Consider the following 11117-nt stretch of genomic DNA (forward strand, 5'->3'; position numbering starts at 1 on the left):
TTACTATTAAAAAACGTGCTTCTAAGGCTTTAGCAAATCTCCCAAAAGATGATTATCAAAAATTCGAGATGGCATTAGAGAATTAGCCGAAAATCCAAGACCATCAGGATGTCTAAAACTGACAGTAAGAGAAGGTTGGCGGGTTCGGATTGGAGTTTATCGAATTATTTATGGTATCGATGATTCAGAAAAGAAGGTGATTGTTCTTGATATTGGGCATCGAAAGGATATTTACCGCTAAATACAAGCAATCATCCCTCACAATATCAGAGCAAAAGCGATCACCTTTGATGTTTTAATAGATTTGAGGTTGAAAATTATCAGGAATATCGAGTTCAAATACTTGGTCATGAATCCGAGCCACATAAAACCCTTCTTGCAGAATTTTTTCGCGTAATTCGTTCGATAAGTCAACCGATGCTAGTATGCCATAGAGTTTTTTGTCTTTGTGTTCAGGAAAAAAGCGGCGAAACCGTTGCAAAATACTTTTTAATTGTGTAATAGACTCTTCTCTGGCATGACTTTTAACCTCAACGATATAGGCAGTATTTAGCTCACCATTGGTATAGGCAAGGACATCAATTTCTAGGTGTTGTCCATCTTTACTGACTCGCACACTGGGACTAACCACTTCCATGCCAAAGCGTTGTCTGAGAATCGTTTCCATTGAGGGGAGAGCAAGTCCTTCGGTAAAGCTGCCGAATTTGGCTCCGAGTCCCCCAATTTGTTTACCTAATTCTCTGAGTTGTCGGTCGGTTTCCTGTTGTCGTCGCTCGGTTTCCTTCTGTTGTTGGGCGTTTTCCTTCTGTTGTTGACTAACTTCCTTCAGTTGTTTGTCAGTTTCTTTTTGAGCAGCAGTTAATTCAGCTTGAGCAGTCGCTAATTCGGCTAAGAGTCGCCATACGTCTTCTGATGTAGTTGCCATAGATAATTTTTTCCCGATGTCACCTATTCACTATTTTATCGGATTGCCACGCTTGCCGAAGGCACTGGGGAGCAGACTGCTGATTCAATTGGATAAGGCGGAGGCTAATTCATAGAACAAAAATCACCGCCACCAGCGACTAACATCTTTAATACTTTGATACACTTCTCTTAAAGCTACCTCCCCCCCAAAATGAAGGATTAAAAGCAGGTTAGAAATAGTTTTAGAGTAATTCTAAGAATTCTTCGATAGTTAAACCCGCTTCTTTAACAATCCCTGCCATTGTATAAGCATTAACCGGATTTGCTCGTGGAATGGTGATAGTCTGTTCTCCATTTGTCATAGTAATATGTTTTCTCTGTCTAGTGATGCGGAATCCCGCTTTTTCAAAGGCATTAACAGCGCGTAGATGATTAATTCCGGGTAATTTTGGCCTACTTATTCTACTTCTACATAACGCACTTCCGCATCTTTGTTTAACTCTTCAATTGTCTCTAAATAGTCTTGTATCGCTTCTTTGATATTTTCTATAGCTTCTGCTTCAGTGTCTCCCTGTGACCAACATCCGGGTAAACTGGGACACCAAATTGCATAACCTTCTTCGCTTTGTTTGAGTCGAACTTGATAGCGCATAAATAGTTACTGTAGTATTTGCTAGAGTAGGAGCATTCCATTTGAGATAATTTATCTATCTCTTTATACTAAACTAATGTGTATTAAGCCAGTGGCTTGCTTGTTCTACAAATACTGTGGCGTATTCTAAGGCAATTTTTGTTTGTTCCCTAGTTATTTCAATAACTTGATCATAATCTCCTAATTGTCGTAAATCATAGGTAATTCTTAATGCTTTTGATAGTTCTAATGATAATTCACCTGTTTGAATAAAATGTTGAGAAAATTGCTGTCGTACCCCTCGATGACTGCGAGTATTGATATTTTTAACTATTAACAGAGCTTGGACTGTACAATAAATGGCATAATAGCAACGAGAAATACAAGCACGATAATAATTTTTTTCAAGTAATAGGGTGGCCGCTTCTAATTCTTCATTAGCTTGATTGATATAGGACGAAATTTGGTTCACAGGACAATCCCTTCTCGGCGAATATTGTCCATTAATGGGGTTTGTCGATGAACAAAGTCTTCATCGGCGATGGGAATCAAAGAAATGAAGGTATTATATTTAAGGTCTAGTTGAGTAGCGATGTCTGCCATCCGAATCACTTCATCTCCAGGGGAAATGGGCCCCTTTAATACGACCATAATATCAATATCTGAGTCCTCATTGGCGTTACCCCGCGCTTGTGAACCAAAAAGGATGAGTTTTACTAACCGTTTTCCATAAAACTTTGCTAATTCTTGGCGAAATTCTTGTAGTATGGGCATTAGGATTTGTAATTGAGCCATGATTTTATTACTTAGAAATTATTTTTTGTAATAAATTGTATTGATGGATGTCACTTATTCACTATTTTATCGGATTTTTGCGATTGCGTAGGGAGTGTGGAAAGATGGGGAGGAATGCGATCGCCAATGAAATGTGGATGGGTCATTCATTCGACGGCTCATAGCGTTCTAAACTTTTAATAAAATCATCGTTTTTCTTCTCGCCATGCTGCTTGACGGATAGATTCAGGGGTGATATTTCTGTTTTCCCACAATCCTGCTAGGGCAAAGAAGTCTTGCTCGTTATCAGATAATGTTGTTTGATCTTCGATGATTTCTACAGAGTCAACAAAATCTAAAGCAGTTAAAATTTTAGAGAGTGTTTCTGCTTTTTCTTGGTCACGAATGTGTACGATTAGTTGTTTCATGGTAGTTTATTTTGCATTGATTTGGTATTAATGATCATTGTCTAATTCTGTTTTTAGCCAATTAAGAATCGGAGAACTAATACGAATTCCATAATCAACTAACTGTTGTGATAAATCTAAAATTTCTTGTTTAGATAGATAACCTGCATAAAAACCAACCAAGAGAATTCCTAATGTTCCTTTGACGGGTAATTCCATAGCTTTGGCAACTCTTCTTGCTAATTTCTCATCTATAATTACCCAGTCTGGTTTGATTGAAATTGCCAAGAGAATAACTTCTAATTCTCCTCGATCTAATCCTAGTAATAGCGGTTCAAGAGGAGATGATGATGCAACTTCTTGAGCTTGAATCCAATTGGCATTTTTGAGTTCTTTTGCCCCCGGTTTATTATCTCCAGCGATGACAATTTCTTGATAAACTGCCCAAGGAATAATCACTTCATTAAATAGCTGATTAAGAAGATCTAATTGATTAATCAAAGATAAGGCGATGATCGGTGTAGAATTAACAATTATCTTCATTCTCTTTGATTTTTTTGGCTAATTTACGGCTGGTTTGTATTTCTGATTCCCATTCTTCTGCTGTGTAATCAATAATGGAAAAACCATACTCAGAGAGAAGTGTATAAAATGTATATTTATCGCATCCTAATACTTGTGCGCCGATTCCTGCTGAAATTTTTCCTTCTTGATAAAGATGCCCTAATGTATAAATTATGACTTTACGAGAGAATGCTTCTTTTTCTTCTCTGGCAGCAATGAGGAGTTCTTCGGGAAATGTTACATTAATGCTCATGAGTGTTTAAAAATAATTTGTTTTTCTTGATTTTAGCAAGAATAATAGATCTATTCACCATCGCTTTTTTGACTCGAAGCTGGAGATTGTGGTTAAAACGAGACAGGGCAATCACTTCCACCAGCGGCTGACTTCTCTAATTGCTTGATGGACTTCTCTGAGGGCGACCACTCCACCAAAATGAAGGATTAAAGGGACTAAGTTGGGAATAGTTTCGAGGAAATGAGGACGAGTGAGAGTACCCAAAGCCTGAAGGGTATTTTCCCAGAAAGATAAGTCAACATTAGCAGGGGTTAAGGTGGCTGTTAATGCTTTTAATGCCTCTGCACGGTCGGATTCAGACCCAATCCCTCTGGCAGCTTCTAAAGCTTCCGGTAACGCTTGTGGTAAATAGGGAGCTAACCCGGTCAATACCCTTGCACGGTATTTTTCATCCTTAATGGCTCTGGCAGCTTCTAAGGCTTCGGGTAACACTTCTGGTAAATAGGGAGCTAAACCTATCAATGCCCAAGCACGGTAGTATTCATTCCCAATCCCTCTGGCAATTTCTAAGGCTTCGGGTAACAAACTTTCCGGTAAATGGGGAGCTAACCCGGTCAATACCTCCGCACTCCCAATGGCTCTGGCAACTTCTAAGGCTTTGGGTAACAAACTTTCCGGTAAATGGGGCGCTAACTCGGTCAATATCTCTACACGGTAGGATGGATAACCGATGTGGCTGGCAACCTCTAAGGCTTCGGGGAATACTTCCGGTAAATAGAGCGCTAACTCGATCAGTACTGGTGCAAGGTATTCTTCACCCCCAATCCCTCTGGCAACTGCTAAGGCTTCCGGTAACACTTCCGGTAAATGGGGCGCTAACTCGATCAATGCATAAGCACGGTATTTTTCATCCTTAATTGCTCTGACAGCCGCTAAAGCTTCGGGTAACACTTCCGGTAAATAGGGGGCTAACCCGGTCAATGCCTTTGCACGGGAGTCTTCATTCCCAATCCCTCTGGCAACTTCTAAGGCTTCGGGTAACAAACTTTCCGGTAAATGGGGAGCTAACCCGGTCAATGCCCAAGCACGGTAGTATTCATTCCCAATCCCTCTGGCAATTTCTAAGGCTTCGGGTAACAAACTTTCCGGTAAATGGGGAGCTAACCCGGTCAATACCTCCGCACTCCCAATGGCTCTGGCAACTTCTAAGGCTTTGGGTAACAAACTTTCCGGTAAATGGGGAGCTAACCCGGTCAATGCCTTTGCACGGTCGGATTCAGACTCAATCGCTCTGGCAGCTTCTAAGGCTTCGGGTAACAAACTGACCGGTAAATAGGGGACTAACTTTCTCAATACCTCTGTACGGTAGGATTCAGACCCAATGGATCTGGCAATTTCTAGGGCTTCAGATAAGATTTCCGGTAAATAGGGAGCTAACCTTGTCAATGCCTCTGCACGGTGGTCTTTATCCCCGATCGCTCTGACAGCTTCTAAGGCTTCGGGTAACAAACTTTCCGGTAAATGGGGAGCTAACCCGGTCAATGCCGAAGCGCGGGCGGATTCAGACTTAAAGACGCGGGTAATTTCTAAGGCTTCGGGTAACAAACTTTCCGGTAAATGGGGAGCTAACCCGGTCAATGCCGAAGCGCGGGCGGATTCAGACTTAAAGACGCGGGTAATTTCTAAGGCTTGGGGTAACAAACTTTCTGGCAAATAGGGAGCTAACCCGGTCAATGCCCCCTCGCTCCCAATCGCTCTGGCAATTTCTAAGGCTTGGGGTAACAAACTTTCGGGTAAATAGGGAACTAACTTTCTCAATGCATCTGCATTGGCGTCGTCATCCCTAGAATTCCTAATTGCTCTGACAGATTCTAAGGCTTCAGGCAACATTTCCGGTAAATAGGGTGCTAACCATCTCAATGCCGAAGCACGGTCGTCTTCATCCTCAATCCCTCTGGCAATTTCCAAAGCTCTCGGTAACAAACTTTCCGGTAAATGGGGCGCTAATCCTCTCAGTGCCCATGCACGGTCGTCTTCATCCTCAATAGCTCTGGCAAATTCTAAGGCTTCGGGTAGCACATTTTCAGAGAAATGGGGAGCTAACCTTGTAAATCTCTCTGCAAGTGAAGATTGATAATCATTGGCACTGACAAATTCTAAGGCTTCGGGTAACACTTCCGGCAAATAGGGAGCTAACCCTCTCAATGCCGAAGCACGGTAGTATTCAGTCCCGATCGCTCTGGCAATTTCTAAGGCTTCGGGTAACACTTCTGGTAAATGGGGAGCTAACCCGGTCAATACCTCTGCACGGGAGGATTCATTCCCAATCTCTCTGGCAATTTCTAAAGCTTCGGGTAACAAACTTTCCTGTAAATGGGGCGCTAACCCGGTCAATACCCTTGCACGGGAGGATTCATTCCCAATCTCTCTGGCAATTTCTAAAGCTTCGGGTAACAAACTTTCCGGTAAATAGGGAGCTAACCCGGTCAATACCTCTGCACGGGAGGATTCATTCCCAATCTCTCTGGCAATTTCTAAAGCTTCGGGTAACAAACTTTCCTGTAAATGGGGCGCTAACCCGGTCAATACCCTTGCACGGGAGGATTCATTCCCAATCTCTCTGGCAATTTCTAAAGCTTCGGGTAACAAACTTTCCGGTAAATAGGGAGCTAACCCGGTCAATACCTCTGCACGGGAGGATTCATTCCCAATCTCTCTGGCAATTTCTAAAGCTTCGGGTAACAAACTTTCCTGTAAATGGGGCGCTAACCCGGTCAATACCCTTGCACGGGAGGATTCATTCCCAATCTCTCTGGCAATTTCTAAAGCTTCGGGTAACAAACTTTCCGGTAAATAGGGAGCTAACCCGGTCAATACCTCTGCACGGGAGGATTCATTCCCAATCCCTCCGGCAATTTCTAAAGCTTCGGGTAACAAACTTTCCGGTAAATGGGGCGCTAACCCGGTCAATACCCAAGCACGGTAGTATTCATTCCCAATCCCTCCGGCAATTTCTAAAGCTTCGGGTAACAAACTTTCCGGTAAATGGGGCGCTAACCCGGTCAATACCCTTGCACGGTAGTTTTCAGACCCAATCCCTCTGGCAATTTCTAAGGCTTCGGGTAATAAAGTAGGGGGAAGATAGGGAGTAATTTTCTCTAGTCCTTCGGCTTGCTTGCTAGAATCTTGACTTTGCCGTACATAAACCAATCCCTGAGCAGGTGTCCATATTTCATGTTTAATCAGTGCCGCAATTAATTCTGGTGGAATATTAGTCGCCAAACTATTGAGGGAAGTGGTGATCAAAGCGTAACGCACCTGTAACCCCATAGACTGACCGGAATTGTTGGCAAAATCAGCTTCCGCCAGTTGCCAAGCTTTAACAACATCCTTGATAAAAATCGCCGTTTTCGCTTCTTTCTCGCATTTGCTATACCAGCCATTACCTCCTTCCGCGGTTTCCTCCCTCAGTAATTGATGAATCTCTTCAATTTTTCTTGCCTTTTCTAAATGCCAAATCAATTGATTGTAAATATAGCCATCATCCTCTAAACTGTGCCATAAACCATTTTTAGTCTGTTTTTTGTACCTGCTTAAAAGTTGCCGATTAGCTTCAGAAATTGATAAGCCCAACCCCGGTAATTGATAATCGCTTTCAGAATGGGGAGAGGCTTGTAAAAGATTACGCGCTAGATCGTGTAAGAGGTCATGGACACGATAACTGACGGTTTGTTCACTAGAAACCCCTGTTAATAATAAGGCTTTACTGCCTAAATGTCTGAGGGTTTTCTTAGCTTCCGTGAGCCGACAATCCCATAAAGTGGTTGCCATTTTTTCCGTAATTGTCACATCATCGGGTAAGACCCCTAACCAGGTAAACTGTTGTAATCTTTGGGGCAATAACCGTTTTAAGCTGAGATTAAAAGAAGCGATTAAACTATAATTTTTACGCTTTTCTTGATTGGTTGCGTCTTCCGCTTCTAAGCGATCTAAAATTTCTAAATTAGTGATTTCTGCCCGTAAATCTTCAATTAATTCAGTCCAAGAAATATTATCTTCAATTTGTGCCGCGGTTAACTCTAATGCCAACGGTAAATAACCGACAATTTTGGCGATAATTTTGGCTTGTTTCTGGTCTTCTAAAGTTAATTCACGCTGTAGATGACTCGACAATAACGCCAAAGATTGAGTCTCCGTCATGATGTCCAAATCATAACGAATCGCTCCGCTTACTCGGGCTTCTCTTGTCGTTACCAACAATTTACAGCCATCCCCCGCCACTCGAAACGGTTCCACATCCTCCGCGTTCCAGAGATCATCCACTACTAATAAAGCCTTTTTATCTGCTAATAAAGTTCTTAATTGTAAGGATGCCGCATCAATACCAGTCGGCATAAAATGATAATCTCCTAATGATTGTATCCACTGATGAAGAAAGGATAAAATATCCGGTTGTTGCCCTAAAGTTGCCCAGAAAATGCCATCAGGAAAAAAAGCTTGAACCTCTTTCTCCTGTGCTAATGCCGCCGCTAAAGTGGATTTACCAATCCCTCCTAATCCATAAATAGCAATAATAACTAAGGTTCCTATTTCGGTTTTTTCTTTAGATAACAGAAGTTCCTTTAATTTAACAATAACCTCTGGACGTTCGACAAAATACCTCGGTTTAGGAACAGCTTGATTGCGATAGGAAGAAGATTTTAAAGAAGCGGATATAACGGGTTTAGGTTCAGGATCAATATCATGTTTTTCTAATATCTCACACCATTCGGTATTTTTATAAACCCTGGCCAAAGATTCAGCTTCTAAAGATGCCCGACGATCTATACTTAGCTGTTTAGATTGTACCCCAATCACTAACCCATGACAAACAATTGCTGATCCCGATGTTCCTTGCCAAGGTGACTGATCTTCTGCTAATTTTTCTAATTGTTCATCGGTGGGTTGTATGTCTTGACTATCTTTAATATTTAATAACAACCGGTTATAAGGCGCACGATTAGCTACATCAATAGTTCCCTCAATATGTAACCCTGTGGCGTATTTTATACCATCTTCAGAATACCGTAAAAATAGAGGAAAGCCCAAAAAGTCAAATTTAACTTTTTGGGTGCTACTCGCATCAGGTAACAACCCAAAACCTACAGGATCACAAGTTTCGATAGTTTCTGGTAATTCTACTAATGCTATATCGATATTATCTGGTGCTTTCCAAATTACTTGAGCGTCTATATCCTGCTTATCAGAATAGTCTGATGCTGATCTAAATCGTACTTGACAGTCGTTACTATTATCAAATAGATGCCGACAAGTTAAGAGTAAACGTCCCCCAATTCGATAGGCAGTGCCATACTTAGGGGCAACAATTTCTAAAGCGCGATCGGGTTGGAATTGGGGCATAACTTATCGGATTGATGTAACCTATTCTTCTGGGATGGCGATGGGTTACGCTTCGCTAACCCATCCTACAAATTAACTGCTTTGGGGGCAAGCATTGCGTCCCTAGGGGTATAAAATTCTAATCGGGAATATCATCACTTCCTGTCTTGATAGGTCCTCCATCTTTCCCAATGGGTTTAAGGGGAATTTTAATTCTATGGGTTATCGTATCTTTATTGGTGACACCCCCACCCATTTCTACTACCCAAAATTTCAGCCCACCTTTGCCTTCTTTCGACTGCTCAACCACAAATTGAACCTCTAATTCAATTTCACCCACTTCAAAGCGAATCTGCTCACCCTCAGAGGCTAAAATAGATTTACTGAGTTCAACCCGCAATGCTTCTAAGGTTTCTCGAAGTCCAACTTTATTGATGTCCATAATTCTCTAGTTATTTTTGAAGGATGCAGACCAAAACCCTTTCAATTCTATCGTTTTTCTGAAACTTTAGGGCGGACGGATTGCCTTTATCCAATTGATATAATAGCCCAACCCGATCGCTAAGGTAAGCGCGGGTTGGGAAAAGACATCGACCTAATATTATCTCAAGACTAAAATGACAAATTGAATTAGCATCGAGCTATTTTGCTAATACAAGGTGTCAAAATAAAACTAAGGGGCTAAACGTTGCCTTTGCCAACTGCCATCTTCTTGACGATAATAACAGAGACGATCGTGGAGACGACTGGGGCGACCTTGCCAGAACTCGATTAAACTAGGAATTAGGCGAAAACCGCCCCAATGAGGAGGACGGGGAACTTCACGACCCGCATATTCTTCTTTTAGTTCTGTCAGGCGTTTTTCGAGGATATCTCGCCCAGAAATCACTTCACTTTGATTGGAGGCCCAGGCCCCTAAACGGGATTCCCAGGGACGGACAAAAAAGTAATTATCCGATTCCTCCTCGCTGATTTTTTCTACAGTTCCCTCGATCCTAATTTGCCGTTGCAATTCTCCCCACCAAAACACTAGGGCCGCATTGGGATTAGCGATTAATTCCTGTCCTTTGGCGCTGTGGTAGTTGGTAAAGAGAACAAAACCGCGAGGATCGAAGTCTTTTAACAGTACCATGCGGGCCCGGGGTTTACCCTCCGGGGAAATAGTGGCTAAAGTCATAGCGTTGGGTTCCAATCTTCCCGAAGATACCGCCCGTTCTAGCCATTGTTTAAATACAATGAAAGGATCGGCAGATGTTTCTGACTCTAGCAATTCTTCGAGATTGTAGTCCAAGCGCAGGTCAGCGATCGATATGTCCATGGTTTTGCTTGCTAAATTCTATCCTTTGAGATCCTACAAGATTCTACAATCATGACTATCACCTCGGCCAGTGACGCGATCGCATCTCTTTTAGAAATGGCGGAACAGGGAGAAATTGACCCCTGGGATGTGCAGGTTATTGATGTGATCGATCGCTTTTTGGCAGAATTGGGGTTATTAAATGATCTAGATTTAGCCATGGCCCAAGCTAATTTACCCCAATCGGGACAGGCTTTTTTATGGGCTTCCATGTTAGTTTTATTTAAGGCTGATACCCTAGAAAGATTGTCTTTAGACCAGCAAGAAGAAAGTCTGATTGATGAGGAAATTAGCGAGTTAGAACGGGAATTAAGAACTTTACCCCGTTATCTAGAAAATCATATTCGCCGTCGTACTGCTGCCCCACCACCGCGAAAAAGACGGGTAACTTTGCAGGAGTTAATCACTCAATTACAACAGATTGCCCTAGAGATTGAAGCTTTACCGAAACTGCCTGTAGTTGTCCCGAAACCCCGGCCTCAATCCCGACGGGAAGCGGTACAAATTATCACGGAATTGGCCCACCAAGAAAACCTGACGGAATTGGCAGCGGAACTGGACTTTTTTTTGCAGAGAAAGTTTTTTCAATTGGAGAAAAAGGAGATAGAGTTTGAGTATTTATTAGATTTATGGCAAGCAGAAAAGCCCTCTAGTCACTCGGCAACACAGGAAAAGGTGGCGATTTTTTGGGCTTTACTTTTACTGGCTTCTCAATCAAAAGTGGAATTAAAACAAGAGGATTTTTATCAGGATTTGAGTATTTCTTTAATTAGGGTTTGCTGAAAAGCTTTTTCGTGGGGGTAGGGTGTGGGGTGTAGGGTGTAGGGTGTGGGGTTTTACCGATTTTCAGGTGGTCAACTACCT

Annotated in this window: 13 protein-coding genes; 2 read left to right on the plus strand and 11 right to left on the minus strand. The window is 42.2% G+C overall.

Translation table 11 applies throughout. The annotated features are described in order from the left end of the window. The first annotated feature begins 73 nt into the window (after nt 1–73). Nucleotides 74–241: a type II toxin-antitoxin system RelE family toxin gene (locus MAE_RS35480; RefSeq protein WP_331448777.1), complete on the plus strand. Its 168-nt coding sequence runs from the start codon at nt 74–76 to the stop codon at nt 239–241. A gap of 54 nt (nt 242–295) precedes the next feature. On the opposite strand, the gene MAE_RS25155 is transcribed toward MAE_RS35480, so the two are convergent. The 11 genes from MAE_RS25155 to pdxH form a co-directional block, all read right to left on the minus strand. Continuing rightward, nucleotides 296–925, minus strand: coding sequence for a DUF3782 domain-containing protein (locus MAE_RS25155; protein ID WP_012267986.1), 630 nt, complete (start codon nt 923–925; stop codon nt 296–298). Between the two features lie 223 nt (nt 926–1148). After that, a complete protein-coding gene (locus MAE_RS25160) occupies nt 1149–1367 on the minus strand; it encodes a type II toxin-antitoxin system HicA family toxin (protein WP_024971299.1) in 219 nt (72 codons plus the stop codon). Next, the gene (locus MAE_RS25165) at nt 1364–1558 is read right to left on the minus strand and encodes a type II toxin-antitoxin system HicB family antitoxin (RefSeq protein WP_012267987.1); all 195 of its coding nucleotides are present in this window, start codon (nt 1556–1558) and stop codon (nt 1364–1366) included. Before MAE_RS25165 ends, MAE_RS25160 begins: the two co-directional genes overlap by 4 nt. Nucleotides 1559–1631: 73 nt before the next feature. After that, on the minus strand, nt 1632–2009 hold the full coding sequence (locus tag MAE_RS25170; protein ID WP_002739474.1) for a HEPN domain-containing protein: 378 nt from the start codon (nt 2007–2009) through the stop codon (nt 1632–1634). After that, nucleotides 2006–2332 (minus strand): nucleotidyltransferase domain-containing protein, encoded by a 327-nt coding sequence (locus MAE_RS25175; RefSeq protein ID WP_002770426.1) that lies wholly within the window; start codon nt 2330–2332, stop codon nt 2006–2008. The genes MAE_RS25170 and MAE_RS25175 overlap by 4 nt, the downstream gene beginning before the upstream one ends. 185 nt (nt 2333–2517) lie before the next feature. Continuing rightward, nucleotides 2518–2739, minus strand: coding sequence for a hypothetical protein (locus MAE_RS25180; RefSeq protein ID WP_012267989.1), 222 nt, complete (start codon nt 2737–2739; stop codon nt 2518–2520). 27 nt (nt 2740–2766) lie between these two features. Beyond that, nucleotides 2767–3261 carry a nucleotide-binding protein gene (locus MAE_RS25185; RefSeq protein WP_012267990.1) on the minus strand — a complete coding sequence of 165 codons (495 nt, stop codon included), beginning with the start codon at nt 3259–3261 and terminating at the stop codon, nt 2767–2769. Beyond that, nucleotides 3245–3535 carry a UPF0175 family protein gene (locus MAE_RS25190; protein ID WP_002780147.1) on the minus strand — a complete coding sequence of 97 codons (291 nt, stop codon included), beginning with the start codon at nt 3533–3535 and terminating at the stop codon, nt 3245–3247. The genes MAE_RS25185 and MAE_RS25190 overlap by 17 nt, the downstream gene beginning before the upstream one ends. Before the next feature lie 111 nt (nt 3536–3646). Next, nucleotides 3647–8917, minus strand: coding sequence for an NB-ARC domain-containing protein (locus tag MAE_RS25195; protein WP_012267991.1), 5271 nt, complete (start codon nt 8915–8917; stop codon nt 3647–3649). Between the two features lie 118 nt (nt 8918–9035). Further along, on the minus strand, nt 9036–9338 hold the full coding sequence (locus MAE_RS25200) for a trypco2 family protein (RefSeq protein ID WP_012267992.1): 303 nt from the start codon (nt 9336–9338) through the stop codon (nt 9036–9038). Between the two features lie 231 nt (nt 9339–9569). Beyond that, entirely contained in the window at nt 9570–10214 is a 645-nt protein-coding gene (gene pdxH / locus MAE_RS25205) for a pyridoxamine 5'-phosphate oxidase (protein WP_012267993.1), read from the minus strand. A 51-nt stretch (nt 10215–10265) separates the two neighbouring features. Here pdxH and MAE_RS25210 point away from each other — a divergent pair, with 51 nt between their 5' ends. Next, nucleotides 10266–11036 carry a segregation/condensation protein A gene (locus MAE_RS25210; protein WP_012267994.1) on the plus strand — a complete coding sequence of 257 codons (771 nt, stop codon included), beginning with the start codon at nt 10266–10268 and terminating at the stop codon, nt 11034–11036. Nucleotides 11037–11117 lie beyond the last annotated feature (81 nt).

The organism is Microcystis aeruginosa NIES-843 (assembly GCF_000010625.1).
Taxonomy (GTDB): Bacteria; Cyanobacteriota; Cyanobacteriia; order Cyanobacteriales; family Microcystaceae; genus Microcystis; species Microcystis aeruginosa.

What these genes read in the sequence shown, in the direction of transcription:
- MAE_RS25200 (WP_012267992.1), bottom strand. Translation starts at nt 9,338, where the DNA reads ATGGACATCAATAAAGTTGGACTTCGAGAAACCTTAGAAGCATTGCGG.
- MAE_RS25180 (WP_012267989.1), bottom strand. Translation starts at nt 2,739, where the DNA reads ATGAAACAACTAATCGTACACATTCGTGACCAAGAAAAAGCAGAAACA.
- MAE_RS25190 (WP_002780147.1), bottom strand. Translation starts at nt 3,535, where the DNA reads ATGAGCATTAATGTAACATTTCCCGAAGAACTCCTCATTGCTGCCAGA.
- MAE_RS25175 (WP_002770426.1), bottom strand. Translation starts at nt 2,332, where the DNA reads ATGGCTCAATTACAAATCCTAATGCCCATACTACAAGAATTTCGCCAA.
- pdxH (WP_012267993.1), bottom strand. Translation starts at nt 10,214, where the DNA reads ATGGACATATCGATCGCTGACCTGCGCTTGGACTACAATCTCGAAGAA.
- MAE_RS25195 (WP_012267991.1), bottom strand. Translation starts at nt 8,917, where the DNA reads ATGCCCCAATTCCAACCCGATCGCGCTTTAGAAATTGTTGCCCCTAAG.
- MAE_RS25165 (WP_012267987.1), bottom strand. Translation starts at nt 1,558, where the DNA reads ATGCGCTATCAAGTTCGACTCAAACAAAGCGAAGAAGGTTATGCAATT.
- MAE_RS25155 (WP_012267986.1), bottom strand. Translation starts at nt 925, where the DNA reads ATGGCAACTACATCAGAAGACGTATGGCGACTCTTAGCCGAATTAGCG.
- MAE_RS25210 (WP_012267994.1), top strand. Translation starts at nt 10,266, where the DNA reads ATGACTATCACCTCGGCCAGTGACGCGATCGCATCTCTTTTAGAAATG.
- MAE_RS25185 (WP_012267990.1), bottom strand. Translation starts at nt 3,261, where the DNA reads ATGAAGATAATTGTTAATTCTACACCGATCATCGCCTTATCTTTGATT.